The sequence below is a fragment of the Candidatus Pelagibacter giovannonii genome (genome assembly GCF_012276695.1).
Classification (GTDB): domain Bacteria; phylum Pseudomonadota; class Alphaproteobacteria; order Pelagibacterales; family Pelagibacteraceae; genus Pelagibacter; species Pelagibacter giovannonii.
Genome location: NZ_CP038852.1, coordinates 723,329 through 744,197, shown reverse-complemented (window position 1 = coordinate 744,197; position 20,869 = coordinate 723,329). Strand labels below are relative to the sequence as shown.

Sequence of the window (20,869 nt, the reverse complement as noted above, 5' to 3'; positions counted from 1 at the left end):
TCAAATGTCTTCAGAATTAAAAGTATTGCAAGTAATTCCTAAGCTTGGATATGGAGGTGCAGAAACAGGCTGCTATGATCTTGCACACTATTTACCAGAAAATAATTGTAGTTCTTATATAGTGACTAGTGGAGGAGAGTTATTAAAATTTGTTGACAAAAAAAAAGTAAAAGTAATAAAACTTCCCGTCCATAGTAAAAATCCATTTTTAATGCTCTTTAATTCGATGGCTTTGATTTTTATTATTTTACTAAATAATATATCTATTGTTCACGCAAGAAGCCGTGCTCCAGCCTGGTCTTGTTTTTTTGCAACAAAAATTACAAGAAGAAAGTTTGTTACAACTTTTCATGGTACTTATAATTTTAAAAATTCACTTAAAAAGTTTTATAATTCAGTAATGGTTAGGTCAGATTTAATAATAGCAGGATCAAATTTTATTTTTTCACATATTAATAAAAATTATCCAAAATATTTGGATTTAAAAAAAAAATTCTTAGTAATTTTTAGAGGTATCAATGTTGATTATTTTGACTCATCAACAACCTTAAATACGGAAGAAAATAGACTTATTTCTGATTGGGAAGCTGATAAGAATAAAAAAATGATCCTAATGCCAGGTCGGTTAACTACCTGGAAAGGACAGGAGACATTTATTGAAGCATTAAATCTTGTTAATAAAGAATTGGGATATGAATCTTTTAATGCTGTTATTTTAGGTAGTGATCAAGGAAGAGATATTTATACAAAAAAAATTAAAAGATTAGCTGAGCAATATAGGTTAACTGGTCAGTTGAAATTTATAGAACATTGTCAAAATATGCCGGTAGCCTATAAAATATCAGACATTGTTGTTTCGGCCTCAGTAGAACCTGAAGCTTTTGGAAGAGTAGCAGTTGAAGCTCAATCAATGGAAAAACCAATAATAGCAAGTGATATTGGGGGATCTAATGAAACTATTATAGATAATGTGACTGGTTTTTTATTTCAGTCTGGCAACGCAGAAGCTTTGAGCAAAAAAATAGTAGAAGTCATACAATTAGATGAATCTAGATTGAAATCTATTGGTATAGAAGGTAGAAAAAATATAATTAAAAAATTTAATGTTGAAAAAATGTGTTTTTCTACATATTCAGAATACAAAAAATTATTGAATTAAATGCCATTAATAACATTGCCAGACGGAAACACTATTGAATTTCCAAATAAAGTAACAGGCCTTGAAGTTGCTGAAAAGATTAGCAAATCTTTATCAAAGCAGGCAACTATTATTAGCGTTAATGAAGAACTTAAAGATTTAAGTTTTGTTATAGATGAAGATTGTTCAGTCAAAATTTTTACTTCAAAAGATAAAGAAGGCTTAGAAACTATCCGTCATGATACGGCTCATATAACTGCGATGGCTGTTCAAGAGCTCTTTCCAGGAACACAAGTAACAATTGGTCCAATTATAGAAAATGGATTTTATTATGATTTTTCAAGAAAAGAACCCTTTACAGAGGATGATTTAAATAAAATTGAAAATAAGATGAAAGAAATTGTTGATAGAGATGTTCCAACTACAAGAGAAGTTTGGAAAAGAGATAAGGCCATATCTCATTTCAAAGATAAAGGAGAAATATACAAGGCCGAAATCATTGAAAGTATTCCACAAGGTGAAGATGTTTCTATATATTTTCATGGAGACTGGCACGATCTATGTAGAGGCCCTCATTTGTCGTCAACAGGAAAAATTGGTAAATTTTTTAAGTTAACAAAAGTATCAGGAGCCTATTGGAGAGGTGATTCAAATAATGAAATGTTGCAAAGAATTTATGGAACAAGTTGGTCATCTCAAAAAGATTTAGATGAATATTTAAAAAGAATAGAGGAAGCAGAAAAAAGAGACCATAGAAAACTTGGAAAAGAAATGGATTTATTTCATTTTAGGGAAGAAAGTCCAGGATCAGTATTTTGGCATGAAAAAGGTTGGAAATTATTTCAAAAACTAGTTGCATATATGAGAGCTAGACAAGAAAAAGCTGGCTACAAAGAGGTAAATACTCCTGAAATTTTAGATAGATCTCTATGGGAAAAATCTGGCCACTGGGAAAAATATGGAGAGCATATGTATACATCTCAAACACCAGATGAAAAAATATTTGCAATAAAGCCAATGAATTGTCCAGGGCATGTACAGGTTTTTAATCAGGGTTTAAAAAGTTATCGAGATCTTCCTTTAAGAATTTCAGAATTTGGAAAAGTACATAGGTATGAACCTTCAGGAGCCTTACATGGACTATTAAGAGTTAGAGCTTTTACCCAAGACGATGCTCATATTTTTTGCACAGAAGATCAAATTACATCGGAGTGTTTGATTGTTACAAATTTAATTTTAGATATTTATAAAGATCTTGGATTTGAAGATGTAATATTAAAATATTCAGATAGACCAGATTTAAGAGTTGGTGATGACAATGTCTGGGATAAAGCTGAAAAAGCTTTATTAGATGCGGTTAAAGCCTCAAAGCTTGAATACACAATTAACAAAGGAGAGGGAGCATTCTATGGTCCAAAAATTGAATTCGTTTTAAGAGATGCCATTGGTAGAGATTGGCAATGTGGAACTTTACAAGTTGACCTTAACTTACCAGGTAGATTAGAAGCTTCTTTTGTTGATAAAGATGGAACTAAAAAAATTCCAGTAATGCTTCACAGGGCATTATTTGGATCATTAGAAAGATTTATTGGTATTCTTATAGAAAACTATGCAGGCAAATTTCCATTTTGGATAGCTCCCTTACAAGCTGTTGTAATTCCAATTTCAGAAGAGTTTGATTCTTATGCAAAAGAAGTAAATAAAAAGATTATTAATGTAGGTATAAGCTCTGAGGTAGATTTAAAAAATCATAACTTGAATTATAAAATTAGAGAACATTCACTATCAAAAATACCACTTTTATTGATTTGTGGAAAAAAAGAAGTTGACAGCAACTCAGTAACGATTAGAAGATTGGATACGAACAAACAAGAAAATATGGAATTAAACTTATTCTTAAAAACTTTCTCAGCTTTAAATAAAGCATCCTCAAACTAAGTGGCAGATTTTAAACAAAACTATTTTCAAAGAAGAACTAAAGATAAAGGTCCAAGATCTAACAATAGAATTTCTTCACCTGAAGTACAAGTAATAGGAAGTGATGGTGAAAATATAGGAATCATAAATACAAATGAAGCCATATCAATGGCTAAAGAACAAGGATTAGATTTAATTGAAATAGCTCCAAATGCAAAACCACCTGTATGTAAAATTATTGATATGGGTAAATTTAAATATGATGCTCAAAAAAAAGCAAATGTTGCCAAAAAGAAACAAAAAATTGTTTTATTAAAAGAAATTAAAATGAGACCAGTTACAGAAACTCATGATTATGATTTTAAAGTTAAAAATGCTAAAAAATTTATTGGAAAAGGGGATAAGGTAAAATTTACGATACGATTTAAGGGAAGAGAACTTCAACACTCACACTTAGGTAGAGAATTGATGGATAAAATAAAAGTTGATATGCAAGATATTGGCAAAGTCGAATTACATCCAAAGTTTGACGGCAAGCAAATGATCATGGTTATTCAGCCTTTATAAGGCTTAATAGAGGTTGTAAATCCATTCCAATATTTGTATAAGTCCGCAGAATTATGCCAAAATTAAAAACTAAAAGTTCAGCAAAAAAAAGATTTAAAATCTCAGCTACAGGAAAAGTTATGATGGCGCAAGCTGGGAAAAGACATGGCATGATAAAAAGAACAAATTCACAAATTAGAAAATTAAGAGGCACGACTACTATGTCAAAACAAGATGGCAAAATAGTTAAATCATATATGCCTTACAGTTTAAGAGGATAAAATGGCTAGAGTAAAAAGAGGTGTAACAAGTCACGCTAAACATAAAAAAGTTTTAAAAGCTGTCAAAGGTCAATGGGGCAGAAGAAAAAATACTATAAGAGTTGCAAAGCAAGCCATGGAAAAAGCTATGCAATATGCTTACAGAGATCGTAGAACTAAAAAAAGAGAATTTAAATCTTTATGGATACAGAGAATTAATGCAGGTGTTAGATCAGAAGGATTAACTTATTCTAAATTTATTAATGGCTTAACAAAGTGTGGAATTAAGTTAGATAGAAAAATATTAGCTGAAATAGCATACGATAGCCCAGAAGCCTTTAAAACGATCGTACAAAAAGCTCAATCAGCACTAAATTAATCTTCACTATTGTTTTTCTTCGGTGAAGAAATAATCTCTCAATATGTCTGATATTAAAAAAATAAAAGATGAATTTCTTTTAAAGTTAAAAGAAAATTTAGATCTAAATCAAGTTAATCAGATCAAGACAGATCTATTTGGAAAAAATGGATTAATTAGTTCTCAATTTAAACAACTTGGAAAAGTAGCAGAACAAGAGAGAAAGAAATTTGCATCAGATTTAAATTTAGTAAAAGATGAGCTTCAAAATTTAATTACTACAAAAATTAATAATATTGAAATTAAAGAAATTAATCAAAAGTTAGCAAAAGAAAAAATAGATATAACTTTACCTGAGAGACCTTTTGTTCAAGGAAAAATTCATCCAGTGTCCCAAGTCATAGATGAAATCTCATCAATTTTTTCAGAAATTGGATTTAGTGTAGAAGAAGGTCCTGATATTGAAAATGAATATAATAATTTTACAGCATTAAATACGCCCGATAATCATCCAGCAAGAGATATGCATGACACATTTTATCTTGATGAAAAAAAAGAATTATTATTAAGAACGCATACTTCTCCAGTTCAAATAAGAACTATGCTTAACAATAAACCTCCATTTAAAATCATTGCACCAGGAAGAACGTATCGATCAGATAGTGATCAAACTCATACTCCCATGTTCCACCAAGTTGAGGGATTACATATCGACAAAAATATTAATATGGGTCACCTAAAAGGCTGTTTGAATTACTTTATTAAGGAATTTTTTGAGGTTGATAAAATTAAAATGAGATTTAGACCAAGTCACTTTCCTTTTACTGAACCATCAGCTGAGGTAGACATTGGATATGAAATTAAAAATGGGAAAATAGTAATTGGGGAGGGAGATAAATGGCTTGAAATTTTAGGTTGTGGAATGGTTCATCCAAACGTTTTAAAAAATGTAAAGGTAAATCCCGATGAATTCCAAGGCTACGCATTTGGGATAGGTATAGATAGATTGGCAATGCTCAAGTATGGTATAAATGATTTAAGAGCATTTTTTGATTGTGATTATAGGTGGTTAAACCACTTTGGCTTTGACCCCATAGATGTACCCTCAAATTACAGAGGCTTGAGTAGATGAAGATTACAACAAATTGGCTAAAAGAACATTTAGAAACTGAGCTTAATGAAAATCAAATTATTGATAAACTTACAGATGTTGGTCTTGAAGTAGAGGGTGTTGACAGTCAATCAGGAGAGCTTGATGAATTTGTAATTGCAAAAATCTTGAAGACTGAAAAGCATCCCGATGCAGATAGACTTAGAGTTTGTGATGTGGACATTGGATCCGACAATCCTGTAAAAGTTGTTTGTGGCGCACCTAATGCAAAAAAGGGATTAATGACAATTTATGCACCGCCAGGTGCTATTGTACCAAAGAATCAAATGAAATTAGTAGTAAGCAAAATAAGAGGTGTCACCTCATATGGAATGCTTTGTTCAGAGTCTGAACTTAATTTATCAGATGAAAGTGATGGGATTACAGAACTTTCTTCAAAAAAATATGAAAAAAAAATAGGTGAAAATTATTTTCCTAAAAGTAGTGTAAATGTAATTGATATATCTATTACACCAAATAGAGCAGATTGTTTGGGGGTGAGAGGAATAGCTAGAGATTTAGCAACAGCAGGTTCTGGCACATTAAAAAAATTTAAAACAGAGAAGTTAGTTCAAAAAAATAAACAAAAAGTCAGTATAAAAATAATTAAAGAAAAAAATCAAGGATGTACTTCTTTTGGAAGTTGCTTAATTACTGGTGTAAAAAATACTGAAAGTCCAGATTGGCTAAAGAAAAGAATAATATCATTAGGTCAAAAACCTATCTCTGCAATAGTTGATATTACAAATTATGTAATGATTGATTTAAATAGACCATTGCACGCTTATGATGCTGATAAAATAGATAAAGGAATAATTGTAAGGAATTCTAAAAAAGGTGAAAAATTTAAAGCTTTAGACGAGAAAGATTATAATCTTGAAGATGATATGTGTGTTATTACAGATGCTTCTGGAGTATTAGGTTTAGGAGGAATAATTGGAGGTACGAGATCAGGAACAGAATTAGATACAAAAAATGTATTAATTGAGTCAGCCTATTTTAATCCAAGATCAATTAGAAAAACATCTAAAATTTTAAATATAGACACAGATGCAAAGTTTAGATTTGAAAGAGGAATTGACCCACTGTCAATAGAGCAGGGACTCCAGAGAGCTGCTGAATTAATTAAAAAAATCTGTGGAGGAGAAATTAGTAAATTTGATATTCAAAAAATAGAAAATGTTAAAGATAGGTTTATAAAATTTGACATGCAGTTATTTGAAAAAATTACAGGTTTTAAAATTGATCAAAAAGAAACAATAAAAATACTAACTAATTTAGGTTTTGAAATAAAAAAACAAAAAAAACTATTACTATTAAAAGTTCCAACATGGCGACCAGATATTTTACAAGAAGTAGATATAGTTGAAGAACTAGTGAGAATTAAAGGTTATGACCAAATTAAGGTAATCGAACCTGAGAAAGTAAGAAACAAAGATACTTTAAACAAAACACAAAAATTATTTCATTTTTTACAAAGAGCTATTGCATCAAAAGGATACTTGGAAGCTATTACATGGTCTTTTACTGACAGTAAGATTAATCAATTATTTATTGAAAGTAATAAAGAAATAAAAATAGTTAATCCCATAAGTGCAGATTTAAATGTATTGAGAAGTTCTATTTTTTCAAATTTAATTATCAATATAAACAAGAATTTAGGCAGAGGATTCAAAGATTTATCAATATTTGAAATAGGTCCAACTTTTTCAGGATCTAAACCAGGTGAGCAACAAACAGTAGTAAGTGGATTAAGAACTGGAAAACTGTCAAGACAGAGCTGGATAGAGCAGGGAAGGTTAGTTGATATTTTTGATGTAAAAAGAGACGTTATTCAAAGCTTAGTTGAGGCTGGTTACAACAAGGACAAATTATATATTGATGACGAAACACCAAGCTATTATCACCCTGGTAAATCTGGAAGAATCTTTTTAAATAAGGGTAAAGAAAAAGTAGCAGGTTTTTTTGGTGATATTCATCCGAATATATTAAAAGAATTAGACATTAAAGCTGAATCATTAGTAGGGTTTGAAATATTCCTAGACAATATAAAACAGCCAAAAAAATTATTAAAAAATCAAAAAACTCAATATAAATATTCTGACTTTCAAAAATCAGAGAGAGATTTTGCTTTTGTTTTAGATAAAAATTTTAAAGCTCAAGAATTGATAGAAATAATTAGGAATGTAGATAAGGAATTAATAAAATCTGTTAAAGTTTTTGATGTTTATGAGGGAGAAAATATTGATGAAAATAAAAAATCGATTGCATTAAATGTTACAATTCAGTCTTTGGAAAAAACTTTAAAGGAAGAGGATTTAAATAAAATAAACCAGCTTATCATTTCAACTGTAGAATCAAAAACAGACGCAAAGATTAGATCATAGTTATGACAAAAATTGATCATATCAGAAACTTTGCAATTATAGCGCACATTGATCATGGTAAATCAACTATTGCAGATAGAATAATTCATAGTTGTGGTGGTTTAACCGAAAGAGAGATGAAGGCACAAGTTCTAGACTCAATGGATATTGAACGGGAAAGAGGAATAACAATTAAAGCTCAAACAGTTAAACTTAATTATAAGTCTAAAGATGGGAAAGAATATATTCTAAACATTATTGATACTCCAGGCCATGTAGATTTTAGTTATGAAGTTAGTAGATCTTTGTATGCATGCGAGGGATCTATTTTGATTGTTGATAGCACTCAAGGAGTAGAGGCACAAACATTGGCTAATGTTTATCAAGCTTTAGATACTAAACATGAGATAGTACCTGTCTTAAATAAAGTTGATTTGCCGGCGTCAGACTTAGAAAAAACAAAGACACAAATAGAAGAGGTTATTGGTATTGATACTGAAAATGCCATACCTTGCTCAGGAAAAACAGGTGAGGGTATAGAAGATATTTTAGAACAAATTATTGTATCACTACCAGCTCCAGAAGGAGAAAAGGATGCAGATTTAAAATGTTTATTAGTTGATAGTTGGTATGACACTTATTTAGGGGTAGTTATTTTAGTAAGAGTTATTAATGGAAAAATTTCAAAAAATATGAAGATCAAAATGATGTCTACTAATCAAGAATATATAATTGAAAAAGTAGGGGTATTTACTCCAAAAGCAACCGATATTAATGAGTTAAATGCAGGAGAAATTGGTTTTATAACAACAGGAATAAAAATTTTATCAGAAACAAAAGTTGGAGATACAATTTGTGATGCAACTAAACCACTTCAAGAGGCACTTCCAGGATTTAAACCAAGTAAGCCAGTTGTATTTTGTGGATTGTTTCCTGTTGATAGCTCTGAATATCAAAAATTAAAAGATGGCTTAGGTAAACTCCAATTAAATGATGCTAGTTTTTCATATGAGGCAGAATCTTCATCTGCGCTAGGTCTTGGTTTTAGATGTGGTTTTTTAGGTCTCCTGCATTTAGAAATTATAACCGAAAGATTAGAAAGAGAATTTGATATAAATTTATTAACTACAACACCAGGAGTAGTTTATAAAGTTCATATGAACAAAGGGGAAATAATAGAGCTACAAAACCCTTCAAGCTTACCAGAACCTACTTTAATCAAATTTATTGAAGAGCCCTGGATTAAAGCAACAATTATTACACCAGATCAATATCTAGGTGCAATTATTAAGGTTTGTCAGGATAAAAGAGGAGTACAAACAAACTTAAGTTATTCAGGTAATAGAGCAGTTTTAAATTATGAAATCCCTCTAAACGAAGTTGTGTTTGATTTTAATGATAGGCTTAAATCAATGACCAGTGGTTATGCAAGCTTTGATTATGAAATTATAGGTCATAGAGAGGGAGATTTAGTAAAACTAGGAATACTTGTTAATGCTGAACCAGTAGACGCCCTATCAATGATGGTTCATAAAGATTTTGCACAAACGGTTGGAAGAGAAGTTTGTGAAAAATTAAGAGATTTGATACCTAGACATAACTTTATGATTCCAGTTCAGGCAGCGATTGGAGGAAAAATCATAGCAAGAGAAACTATTAAAGGTTTTAAAAAAGACGTTTTAACAAAAATTCATGGTGGTGGTGCTAGAGACAGAAAAAGAAAATTATTGGATAAGCAGAAAAAAGGAAAAGCCAGGGGTAAACAGTTTGGAAAAGTAGAAATTCCCCAAGAAGCATTTATTGGTGTATTAAAAATTAATAAGGAATAATAAATTGGTATAAAAAAATTTTTATAAATAAAGTTATAAATTATGTTCAAATTAAATTTTTTAAAAAAAAACAGATTTTTATATTGGGTTTACAAAATTCAAAAAATTTATAAGAATAAAAACCCAAACTTTCATTATTCAGAATTTGCAGAAGACGTAATGGTAAACAGAATATTTAGAAATTATAGTGATGGTTTTTATGTAGATATTGGTGCTTATCATCCCATTAAAGGATCATTAACCTATAAACTTTATAAAAAAGGTTGGAAAGGAATGAATCTTGATATTAGCAAAACATCTATTGATTTATTTGATATTGCAAGACCAGAGGACAAAAATATTAATTGTGCAATTGGAAATTTTTCTGGAGATACTTTTTATTATGAAAATTCACCAATAAATCAACAAAACTCACTTATTAAATCAAATGTAACTCAAAAAAAAGTTGAAATTAAGAGTTTTCTATTAGAAGAAATTTTAAAACTTAACAAGATTGACAAGGTTGATTTTATAAACATTGATACTGAAGGCACAGAATTAAATATTATTAATAGTATTAATTTTGAAAAAATAAATCCAATTCTTTTTACTATAGAAGAAAATTCTTTTGATACAGTTAATGAAAGTAGGAATTCAAAAATTGAATTAATGAAAAAAAATAACTATGAATTAATAAATGTAATCGGTGTTACAATGTTTTTTATTAAAGCAGACATGGTATCAAAAGTGAGTGATTTAATTAGAATATAGCTTGATACTAAATCTTAACTTTGAGTTTTTTATTTAAATAACTAGATGAAAAAAATATAACTAAAAAAAGTTATGTACAAATTTTTTTTCTCAAGTAATGATTAAATTATGTTTAAAATTAATTTTTAAAAAAAAATAATTATTTTATGTCTCTTTCTAAACTAACAATAATAATACCAACATTTTATCCTGGAGCAATAATTAAAAAGTGTTTATCATCTCTTCCATCATCATCAGAAATAATCATCATAGATAATGGTGAAGATTCTGAATTAGAAAAAATTATAAAATTTCATAAATTTAAAATAAAACATTATAAAGTTGGAGACATAGGTCTAACTAAATCTTTTAATATTGGGTTAGCTAAATCGAAAAATGAAAATATATTAATTACGCAGCCAGATGTTTATTTTAATAAGAATTCAATAGTTAATCTTCTTAAGGCACAAAAAAAATACAATAATGCAGGAATTATTTCTCCATTAATATTTGAAAAAAAAAATTATAGTCAATTTGATCATTTAGATTTGAGTCTGTCTACGTTAGGAAATTTAAAAAGCATAAAAAGACCAAAAAAAATGACTATACTACCCTCAGGTGATACTTGTGTTGAAGCTGTACCTGCTACTGCGATGTTAATAAAAAAATCGATAATTAAAAAAATCAATGGCTGGGATGAGAACTACTATACATATCTTGAAGATATCGATTTATGTCTAAGGTTGCGAAAAAAAAGATATTCCATCATGAAAATAAAAGAATCAATTGTTCATCATGTAGGCTTCGGTTCAAATAAAAAAGAAAATCAAGAAAAGATAAATAAATCTAGAAATTGGCATTATTGTTGGTCTTCATTATACTTTAAAGATAAATTTAGTACGAGATCAACCTTTTACTTCTTTTTCGTAAAAATGTTTTTAAAATACTTTATTAAATTTATGGTTAATTTCTTACTGCAACGAAAAAAAAATTACGTAAGGAACTTTATAAGATTTACAGCTTGTGTAAATTATGTTTTTATCAAAAAAGCAAATTATAGAGTGAGATATTAAAGGTAATGAATTTAAAAGAAAAATTTTTTGATATTTTTAAAATGTATGTGGAAAAAAAATCGTCCGAAAAAAAAATTTCAAAAACTTTAAAAAAATTATTACCCTACGAGATTGATGCTTCACTAATAAGACTAGGTGAAAAAAATGATGGTGGATATTTAGTGCCTGATGATTTTGTTGGTATTGATAAAAATTATTCTGCAGGAGTAGGTTTTTTGACTCAATTCGAAAAAGATTTAGAAACAAGATATTTAATTAAATCTAACATGCTAGATTTTAATGAAATAGAAAAAACTATATTGCCGAATAAAGCTTCATTTTTTAAAAAAAAATTAGGCTTAGTATCAAATAATGAAGAAATATCCATTAATGATTGGATAATAAAGGATGATAAAGACATAATTTTAAAATTAGATATTGAGGGTGATGAGTATGCTAGTCTAATTGATATTTCAGAAGAAAACTTAAAAAAAGTAAGAATTTTAGTAATTGAATTTCATGATTTAAGACACTTGCGTAATGATATATTTCTGAACCTTTTTGATAAAGTAATCAATAAATTGAATAATTATTTTTATGTTTGCCATCTACATATAAATAATATTAGTAAAATTAAAAAAATTGGAAATTATTTGGTGCCAGACATGATTGAAATGACTTTTATTAGAAAAAATAGAGTCAAAATTTTTTCTTCAAAGTTTTCTATACTTCCACATAAATTTGATAGTAAAACAGTTAATAATGTTAAGGAAAAATTTCTAGATAAAAATTGGTATAATTAATAAGTGAAAAACTTTCCAAAATTTTTATATTTATGTAATTTTTTTAGATTAGCTGTTTATTTTTCAAAACTTATTTCAATATTTTCAAAAAAAGAAAGAAAAAGGATTTCTTTTTATAATTTTTTTAAAAAAAGAAAAAGACGTTTTGATAAAGATTTATTGATGGCCTTTTATAGACCAAAAATATTCATTTTTAATCATGATTTTGAAACTAGAGATATTATAAATAGTATTTATAACTATAAGGATTTATTTGATGTAAACGAATTTACTAATGATGGTCATAAAAATATTTTTCAATCTGAACATAATCTGAATAAAAAAAAAGAATTCATGGATACTTCTAAAAGTATAGAAAATTTTGTAAGTAAAAATATAGATAATATTTTTAACTCAAAAAAAATAGACCTTATCAAAATGTGGTTTGTGATAACAAAACAATCGGGTATTATAAATAAGCATAGTCATTTTGACTCTGACTTATCAGGAGTTCTTTATCTAAAAGTAAATCCCAACAGTCCTAATTCTGGATTGGAAATATTTAACCCATTAAAAGAAATGGATATTTATAAGTATAATCTGAGTTTAAATAAAATTGAAAAAAATACATTTACTGGTGATAAATACTTATTTAAACCTAAAAATAATGATCTTATAATTTTTAATTCATACTTAGAGCATAGTGTTCAAAACAAAGATCCAAATATTACTGATAGAATTTCTTTACCATTTGATTTAATTTTCAAAATTTAAATTTAGTATTTATGATTTTGTCAATATTTAGGAATCAATTTTAAATAATTGTGCTAAGTTAAAAAGTTAATGGAGAGATGGCTGAGGGGTTTAAGGTGCATGCTTGGAAAGTATGTGTATTGTTAAAAGTACCGTGGGTTCGAATCCCACTCTCTCCGCCAATATTATTTATTAAATAAAAATTTATTAAAAATTTTCAAATGTTTCTTACTTATTATAAAAAGTACTCTAGAAAGTATTTTGTTAAATAATATCTTTTTCTTTTTGAATAAGTAATCAAAGTTATTATGATCATATCCTGATCCACAATAAGAATAACCATTAACATTTAGATGATGAATCATTTTAATTTTTTGTATTTTTGTTAAGTGAAGATGCTCTACGGAGAGGTTTTTAATATCATATTTTTTGAAATTAATTGACATAACTATTTCATAATCTACTCCTTCGAGGTCTAAACTTAAAAAATTAATACATTTCTTTTTTATATATTTTTTAAAAAATTGGTTAATTTTTATAGCGTCAATTGAAAATTTTTTAATTATGGATCTTGGATAGTGTTTTTTTACATGATTAATATCCATTGAACACACTTGATAATGCGGACTATCCTGTTCTGTGTAATAAAGTGTTTTCTTTTTTTTATCTAAATAATTTCCAGTTATAGCTAAATTTAAAATTTTTGTTTTAGGATAATTTTTCCAGCATTTTTTTAATTTTTTTATGTTTAATTTATTTGCTTCGACTGCAAATATCACATCATTATTTTTATAATTTTTTTTTATAAACTCTGTAAAGCCACATCTGAAATTCGCTTTAGAATCCAAATCTCCTGCACCTGCACCCATGTGTATATAAAGCATAAATTATAATTATTATATTTTAAAAAATTAAAAATATAATATAAAACTTAATACTTCTATTAATATTTATAAATATGAATAAAATTTTTGATTGTTTTATGTTTAACAATGAAGAAAAATTGTTAGAGATAAGATTTAATGTATTAAATAAATTTGTGGATCACTTTGTTATTATAGAAAGTGAAGAGACACATTCAGGTAATAAAAAAAATCTCATATTTGAAATTAACAAATATCCAGAATTTAAAGAAAAAATTATATATAAAAAGATTAGTAGTTTTCCAGTAGGTCTAAACCCCTGGCAAAAAGAAAATTATCAAAGAAACTATATTTCAAATTGCTTAAATCAAGCAAAGGAAGATGATATTGTATTGATTTCTGATCTTGATGAAATTCCAAATTTAGAGAATGTTAACTTTGGTAATTATAATGAAAAAATAATTGTATTTAATCAAAGATTGTTTTTCTATAAACTAAATTTTGGAGCAAAGATATCAAGCTGGCATGGAACAAGAGCCTGTCAAAAAAAGTTTTTAAAAAGCCCTCAATGGTTAAGAAATTTAAAAACACATAAAAGATATAAGTTTTATAGATTGGATAAATTATTGTTTTCAAACAATTATGAAAGAAATTTCAAAATTATTAATAATGGTGGATGGCATTTTACTTGGCTAGGAGATTTAGACTTTATAAAAAATAAATTAAAAAGTTTTGCGCATACAGAATTAAATAATTCTATTGTAAATAATGATAACTATATTAAAAAATGTATAGATGAACTAAAATCTATTGAAATTAAACAAAAAATTGAATTAAATAAACTTTCTATTAATGAAATTAACCTCCCCACTTATGTGGTGCAAAATATTGATAAATATAGAAGTTTATTGGATGTCAATTAAGCATTAAATAAACTTTTGAAGAGCAATGTACAGAATTAATTATTTGTGATTATTTTTGTAAAAATGATATAAAAGTACACATTCTTTCAATTAATTATGACAAACAAATCAACTTACCAGGCAGACTCTATCAAAGTTTTAAAAGGTCTTGAGGCAGTTAGAAAAAGACCAGGAATGTATATTGGTGATACCGATGATGGAACAGGTTTGCACCATATGGTCTATGAGGTTGTTGATAACTCTATAGATGAAGCTTTAGCAGGGCACTGTAAAAATATAGATGTTAAAATAAATTCTGATGGAACTATTACAGTTAGAGATGATGGTAGAGGAATACCTGTTGATATGCATAAGGGTGAAAAAATGTCTGCTGCAGAAGTTATTATGACTCAGCTTCATGCTGGAGGGAAATTTGATCACGACTCATATAAAGTATCAGGTGGTTTACATGGTGTTGGAGTTTCAGTTGTAAATGCATTATCAGAAAAATTAAAGTTAGAAATAGATAGAGATGGAAATAGATATTTTATAGAGTTTAAAGATGGAGCCTCAAAAGCACCTCTTAAGGTTATAGGAAAATCAAAAGACACAGGAACACAAATAACATTTTTACCATCAAAAGAAATATTCTCTTCAATAAAATTTACTCCAAATATAATTATTAAAAGAATGCGTGAACTCGCATTTTTAAACAAGGGAATTAAAATAACAGTTAATGACTTAAATCAAAAAAAAGAAAAAATAATTGTATTTAAGTTTGATGGAGGAGTTTTAGAGTTTGTTGATTTTTTAGATGAAAAAAGAGAGAAACTTGTAAATAAAACTGGCAATGATTTATTTAAAAAACCTATTTATATTGAGGGAAAAAAAGACAATATTGAAATTGAATGTTCTTTAAAGTGGAATGCAAGTTATGGAGAGGACATTTACCCATATACAAATAACATTTATCAAAAAGATGGTGGTACGCATTTATTAGGATTTAGGAGTGCTCTTACTAGGGTAATTAATAAATATGCTACAGAGCATAATTTACTAAAAAAAAACAAGTTAACCATTTCAGGAGATGATATTAAAGAAGGTCTTACATGCGTAATTTCAGCAAAGATACCTGATCCTAAATTTTCTTCTCAAACAAAAGATAAGCTTGTTTCATCAGAAGTTAGAATGATTGTGGAAAGTATTGTTAGTGAAAAACTTTCAATATGGTTTGATCAAAACCCAACTTTATCAAAGATTATTTTAGCTAAAGTAATGCAGGCAGCTCTAGCAAGAGATGTTGCTAGAAAAGCTAGAGAAAATGTTAGACGTAAAGGTGCTTTAGAATTAAGTGGCTTACCTGGAAAATTAGCAGATTGTCAAATAGGCAAACAAGAAGGAACTGAATTATTTATTGTTGAGGGAGATTCTGCTGGTGGTTCTGCTAAACAAGGAAGAAATAGATCAAATCAAGCTGTTTTACCCCTAAGAGGTAAAATTCTTAATACTTATGTGGAAGAGATTGTTCTTAAAAAGAATAGCAATAGAGATGGTAGCGAACATAGAACAAAATCTTTAGCAAAAATGATGTCATCTAATGAAGTTGTGACTTTAATTAATGCACTTGGTCTTGATCCAAAAGTTGAAGATATTGATTTGAAAGATTTAAGATATGGAAAGATTATTATCATGACTGATGCCGATGTTGATGGTTCTCATATTAGAGCATTGTTACTAACATTCTTTAATAACAAACCATTTAATAAATTAATTGAAAATGGGCATGTTTATCTTGCACAGCCACCTTTATTTAAGATTAATAAGGGAACAAAAGGCATTTATATTAAAGATGAAAAAGAGTTAGAAGATTATATTTTAAAGAATAATAAAGAATTACAAAAAATTAAAAAAGGAACAAAAGAATTTACTAGATCTTATGAAGATGAAAAATCTAGAATGAGTATTCAGAGGTTTAAGGGATTAGGAGAAATGAACCCAGATGAACTATGGAATACTACATTAGACCCAGAAACAAGAAATTTATTACAAGTACAGTACTCAAAAGATATAAAAAAAGATCAAGATTTGATACACACATTAATGGGTAATGATGTTGCATTAAGAAAAGATTTTATTGTTTCAAATGCAATTAATGTTCAAAATCTAGACATTTAATAATGAAGTTTTTCGAAACTTCAAAATACTTTTCATTAAAAAAATCGACTTATATCAATCTAAGATGGATTGCTATTATTGGTCAACTTATAACAGTCAACCTTATTTATTTTATTTTTGATTTTAGATTTAATCTAATTTTAGCAAATTCAATAATTCTAATTGGAATACTAAGTAATCTTTATTTAGTCTATATCAATCAGAACACTCAACTAACTGATAAGATAGCATTTATTTTTTTATCTATTGATATTTTACAACTGAGTTGTTTGATTTATTTAACAGGTGGAATTATAAATCCTTTTTCAGTTTTTTTGATTATCCCAGCTATATTTTCATCGTCTAATTTAGGTTTTAGAGGCAATTTATTGTTAGTTAGCTTAACAGTTTTAGTAGTTATTTTTCTTACCTTTTTTAATCAACCATTACCCTATCCAATTAGTGAACATTTTCATGTAGATAGCTATTATTATTATTCTATTCCAATAGCGTTAATTATTGCTTTACTTTTTTTGAATTATTTTGCTTCAACCTTTGGATCAGAATCCAGAATAAGAAAAGAGGCACTAAATAAAATGGAAGAAATTATGTCAAAAGAACATGAATTATTATCATTAGGTGGACAAGCTGCTGCTGCTGCACATTCATTAGGCACACCATTTTCAACAATGAAGATTATATCCAGTGATTTACTGGAACAATTTAAAGATAATGAAGATGTTAAAAAGGATATTGAGTTATTATCTAGTCAAATAGAAAGATGTAGTGAGATTTTAAAAAAATTAACATTAAACCCAGTTATTGAAGATGATTTTATTGATGGTGATTTAACAATAGCAGACTATGTAAATGAAATAGTAAAATCATACCAGGAAACAAGTAAGAAAAATTTTATTGTTAATTATGATCAAAATTCAAATCCACTAAATATAACTAAATCAATTGAAGTTGTTTATGGACTAAGAAATTTTATTGGTAATGCAAATAAGTTTTCTGCAAATAAAATTTTTATTAACATTAAAAGTGATAATGATTTAACAACTGTTATAATTGAAGATGATGGAGAAGGATATCCAAAAGATGTTTTGAGTAAAATTGGTGAGCCTTATATTAAATCTGTTAAGTCTTCAATAAAATCAAAATCTGGATTGGGTCTAGGAATTTTTATAGGCAAAACTCTACTTGAAAAAAATTATGCAAATATTTTATGTAGAAACTCTCAAACAAGAAGTGGGGCTGAAGTTAATATCAAATGGAAAAATGAAGATCTTTTAAAACTTTAATGTAGTTTCTTTTTGTTTTCAAATAAGCCACTCAATTGAGAAACCATAACATCTCCAAGCTCATGTACATCTGTTATCTTAATAGCCTTATCATAATATCTAGAAACATCATGACCAATACCGATAGCTAAAATTTCAACGTCACTCTTTGTTTCTATAAATTTAACCATCTTCTTTAAATGTTTCTCTAAAAAATCTCCTGAATTAACTGATAGTGTTGAGTCATCTACTGGGGCACCATCTGAAATAACCATGAGTATTTTTCTTTCTTCTTTTCTTTTTTTAATTCTATTATAGGCCCACGAAATAGCCTCCCCATCAATATTTTCTTTCAATAATCCTTCTTTAAGCATTAAACCTATATTATTTTTAGCCTGCCTCCACTGCGTGTCTGCACTTTTATAAATAATATGTCTTAAATCATTTAATCTTCCAGGATTTTTGGGCTTATCATTTTTAGCCCAAGCCTCTCTGCTCTTACCACCTTTCCAATTTTTTGTGGTAAATCCTAAAACCTCTACTTTTACCAAACATCTTTCTAAGGTTCTAGATAGTATATCTGCACAAAGTGCTGCGATTGTTATTGGCCGACCTCTCATGGAACCAGAATTGTCTATTAACAGAGTTACGATTGTATCTTTAAAATCAAGATCTTTTTCTTTCATAAAAGATAAAGAATTGTAAGGATCCATAATTATTCTAGTTAATTTTGAGCTATCTAACAAACCTTCTTCTAAATCAAACTCCCATGCTCTATTTTGTTTTGCAAGGAGCTGCCTTTGTAGCTTGTTAGCAAGCTTAGTAATTAAATCTTGAAACCCAACAAGCTGTTGGTCTAAATTTTTTCTTAATTTTTGGGTTTCTTTTATATCTTCTAATATTTCTGCTTTTGCAATTTCATCAAATTCTGTGGTAAATACTTTATAATCTTGATTAATATTATTAATATTTGTTTTCTGTAAAACGTTTTCTGCACTTTCTTTCAAAGAATCTGAATCCTCTAATTGTTCTTCCATTTGCTGGTCGCTTAGATCAAAGCCAGCATCTAGGCTAGTCTGACTATCATCTTGTTTGCTTTCTTCCTCTTTATCATCAGACTGACTGTCATTATCGTTCTCTGATTTATTGTCTTGCTCATTTTCTTGTTCATCGTTTTCATCATTATTTTCTTCATTATCTGAAGCAAAGACATCCATATTCTCTAAAATTTCTGAAAATTTTAAACTATAATTATTTTGATCTTCTAAATTTTTACTTAAAAAATCAAAATGTTTATCAATAGACTCGTCAAACTCTTTCTTCCAAAAATTTAACATTTTTGTAGACACATCATTGAGCTTTAATTTAAAGAATTTATTTAACATATATAGCTCAAAAGCTTCAGTAACAGGAACATCTTTTTTATTTTTTAATTGTTCTTTACGATTAGAAAGTATTTTTTGATTATAATTTTCACTTAAATTTTTCCCAACACCTTTAAGTATTTTGCCCCCAAGAAGTTCATACCTGATTTTTTCAGCAATATTATATAAAGATTTACAAGAAGGATTATTAGGCAGGTTTTTATTAAATATTTCTTTATTTGAAAATTTTTTCTTTAAGGCACCAGAATCAGTTTCTGCTCTTAGTCTAACAAAATCATTTTTATTTGATAAATTAGTTATATCAAAAAAATCACTCTTCTTATTGCCTAAATTTTTATCTAATTTTTTAACATCTAATTTATAATCTTCAGAAATTACTTTAGCAGTAGAAATTAATGCCTGTTTAAATTGCTCTTTAAAATTATTTTCTTTTGAGCTCATTTAGATCTGAATATTAGCCATCGACTCTGGCAACTCTTCTCCAAAACATCTCTGATAATATTCAGCTATTATATTTTTTTCTATATCGTCACACTTATTTAAAAAAGTAACTCTAAAAGCATAACCAGTGTCTTTGAAAATTTCAGCATTTTCAGCCCAATGAAGTACTGTCCTTGGACTCATTACCGTTGATATATCTCCTGCTATAAAGCCTTTTCTAGTCAAAGATGCAACTTTAATCATGTTGGATACTTTTTCTTTACCTTTTGGATTGTTTAAATTTTTATTTTTAGCAAGAACGATTTCCATTTCTCTATCGAGACTAAGATAGTTTAAAGCTGTTACAATATTCCATCTATCCATTTGTCCTTGGTTTATTTGCTGGGTACCATGGTACAATCCTGTTGTATCCCCTAAACCAACTGTATTTGAAGTTGCAAATAATCTAAAAAATTTATTTTGTTTTATAACTTTATTTTTATCTAAAAGAGTGAAATTACCTTCGGCTTCTAATACCCTCTGGATAACAAACATCACATCTGGTCTTCCTGCATCATATTCATCAAAAACAAGTGCAACAGGGTTTTGAATAGACCAAGGTAAAATACCCTCTTTAAACTCTGTAATTTGTTTGCCATCTTTTACAACAATTGCATCTTTTCCAATAAGATCAATCCTACTTACATGACTGTCTAAATTTACTCTAATACAAGGCCAGTTTAATCTAGCTGCAATTTGTTCAATGTGAGTAGACTTTCCCGTACCATGATAACCCTGAACCAAGACACGCTTATTAAACGCAAAGCCCGATATGATAGCAAGAGTAGTGTCTCTATCAAATTTATAATTTTTATCTATTTCAGGAACGTATTCACTTCTTTTAGAAAAAGCGTCAACTTCCATATCTGAATCAATTCCAAAACTTTGTTTTAAAGACATCTTAATGTCTGGCTGTATATTT

The 20,869-nt window shown here is 28.0% G+C and carries 18 protein-coding genes and 1 tRNA gene; 16 read left to right on the top strand and 3 right to left on the bottom strand.

What is annotated here, in order from left to right; all coding sequences use genetic code 11:
* Window positions 1-4: 4 nt before the first annotated feature.
* The 13 genes from E5R92_RS04155 to E5R92_RS04095 all read left to right on the top strand — a co-directional run bounded on the left by E5R92_RS04155 (window position 5) and on the right by E5R92_RS04095 (window position 13,062).
* Window positions 5-1,159 carry a glycosyltransferase family 4 protein gene (locus E5R92_RS04155; protein ID WP_168606840.1) on the top strand — a complete coding sequence of 385 codons (1,155 nt, stop codon included), beginning with the start codon at window positions 5-7 and terminating at the stop codon, window positions 1,157-1,159.
* Window positions 1,160-3,076, top strand: coding sequence for a threonine--tRNA ligase (thrS, locus tag E5R92_RS04150; RefSeq protein WP_168606839.1), 1,917 nt, complete (start codon window positions 1,160-1,162; stop codon window positions 3,074-3,076).
* Entirely contained in the window at window positions 3,077-3,622 is a 546-nt protein-coding gene (gene infC / locus E5R92_RS04145; protein ID WP_168606838.1) for a translation initiation factor IF-3, read from the top strand.
* Between the two features lie 53 nt (window positions 3,623-3,675).
* Entirely contained in the window at window positions 3,676-3,882 is a 207-nt protein-coding gene (gene rpmI / locus E5R92_RS04140; protein WP_168606837.1) for a 50S ribosomal protein L35, read from the top strand.
* Between the two features lies 1 nt (window position 3,883).
* Complete coding sequence (gene rplT / locus E5R92_RS04135) at window positions 3,884-4,240, top strand: 50S ribosomal protein L20 (RefSeq protein WP_168606836.1); 357 nt, start codon at window positions 3,884-3,886, stop codon at window positions 4,238-4,240.
* 43 nt (window positions 4,241-4,283) lie between these two features.
* Complete coding sequence (pheS, locus tag E5R92_RS04130) at window positions 4,284-5,351, top strand: phenylalanine--tRNA ligase subunit alpha (RefSeq protein ID WP_168606835.1); 1,068 nt, start codon at window positions 4,284-4,286, stop codon at window positions 5,349-5,351.
* A complete protein-coding gene (pheT, locus tag E5R92_RS04125; RefSeq protein WP_168606834.1) occupies window positions 5,348-7,756 on the top strand; it encodes a phenylalanine--tRNA ligase subunit beta in 2,409 nt (802 codons plus the stop codon). The genes pheS and pheT overlap by 4 nt, the downstream gene beginning before the upstream one ends.
* A 2-nt stretch (window positions 7,757-7,758) precedes the next feature.
* Window positions 7,759-9,564 carry a translation elongation factor 4 gene (gene lepA, locus E5R92_RS04120; RefSeq protein WP_168606833.1) on the top strand — a complete coding sequence of 602 codons (1,806 nt, stop codon included), beginning with the start codon at window positions 7,759-7,761 and terminating at the stop codon, window positions 9,562-9,564.
* A gap of 42 nt (window positions 9,565-9,606) precedes the next feature.
* Window positions 9,607-10,314 (top strand): FkbM family methyltransferase, encoded by a 708-nt coding sequence (locus E5R92_RS04115; RefSeq protein WP_168606832.1) that lies wholly within the window; start codon window positions 9,607-9,609, stop codon window positions 10,312-10,314.
* A gap of 146 nt (window positions 10,315-10,460) precedes the next feature.
* Window positions 10,461-11,366, top strand: a complete 906-nt coding sequence (locus tag E5R92_RS04110; RefSeq protein WP_168606831.1) for a glycosyltransferase — start codon at window positions 10,461-10,463, stop codon at window positions 11,364-11,366.
* A 5-nt stretch (window positions 11,367-11,371) separates the two neighbouring features.
* On the top strand, window positions 11,372-12,148 hold the full coding sequence (locus E5R92_RS04105) for an FkbM family methyltransferase (protein ID WP_168606830.1): 777 nt from the start codon (window positions 11,372-11,374) through the stop codon (window positions 12,146-12,148).
* A 3-nt stretch (window positions 12,149-12,151) separates the two neighbouring features.
* Window positions 12,152-12,901, top strand: coding sequence for a TIGR02466 family protein (locus E5R92_RS04100; RefSeq protein ID WP_168606829.1), 750 nt, complete (start codon window positions 12,152-12,154; stop codon window positions 12,899-12,901).
* 71 nt (window positions 12,902-12,972) lie between these two features.
* A tRNA-Ser gene (locus tag E5R92_RS04095) sits at window positions 12,973-13,062 on the top strand.
* Window positions 13,063-13,065: 3 nt separating this feature from the next.
* Here the strand turns inward: E5R92_RS04095 and E5R92_RS04090 are convergent.
* Complete coding sequence (locus tag E5R92_RS04090) at window positions 13,066-13,764, bottom strand: FkbM family methyltransferase (RefSeq protein ID WP_168606828.1); 699 nt, start codon at window positions 13,762-13,764, stop codon at window positions 13,066-13,068.
* A 74-nt stretch (window positions 13,765-13,838) separates the two neighbouring features.
* Between E5R92_RS04090 and E5R92_RS04085 the strand changes: the two genes are divergently transcribed.
* The 3 genes from E5R92_RS04085 (at window position 13,839) to E5R92_RS04075 (ending at window position 18,103) form a co-directional block, all read left to right on the top strand.
* The gene (locus E5R92_RS04085; protein WP_168606827.1) at window positions 13,839-14,666 is read left to right on the top strand and encodes a glycosyltransferase family 17 protein; all 828 of its coding nucleotides are present in this window, start codon (window positions 13,839-13,841) and stop codon (window positions 14,664-14,666) included.
* Window positions 14,667-14,762: 96 nt separating this feature from the next.
* Window positions 14,763-16,820 (top strand): DNA gyrase subunit B, encoded by a 2,058-nt coding sequence (locus E5R92_RS04080; RefSeq protein WP_168606826.1) that lies wholly within the window; start codon window positions 14,763-14,765, stop codon window positions 16,818-16,820.
* A gap of 2 nt (window positions 16,821-16,822) precedes the next feature.
* Window positions 16,823-18,103 carry an ActS/PrrB/RegB family redox-sensitive histidine kinase gene (locus tag E5R92_RS04075; protein WP_168606825.1) on the top strand — a complete coding sequence of 427 codons (1,281 nt, stop codon included), beginning with the start codon at window positions 16,823-16,825 and terminating at the stop codon, window positions 18,101-18,103.
* Here E5R92_RS04075 and E5R92_RS04070 read toward each other — a convergent pair.
* Window positions 18,100-19,908 carry a cobaltochelatase CobT-related protein gene (locus E5R92_RS04070; protein ID WP_168606824.1) on the bottom strand — a complete coding sequence of 603 codons (1,809 nt, stop codon included), beginning with the start codon at window positions 19,906-19,908 and terminating at the stop codon, window positions 18,100-18,102. The two genes, E5R92_RS04075 and E5R92_RS04070, sit on opposite strands and share 4 nt — an antisense overlap.
* Complete coding sequence (gene cobS, locus E5R92_RS04065) at window positions 19,909-20,847, bottom strand: cobaltochelatase subunit CobS (RefSeq protein ID WP_420887571.1); 939 nt, start codon at window positions 20,845-20,847, stop codon at window positions 19,909-19,911.
* Between the last annotated feature and the right edge of the window lie 22 nt (window positions 20,848-20,869).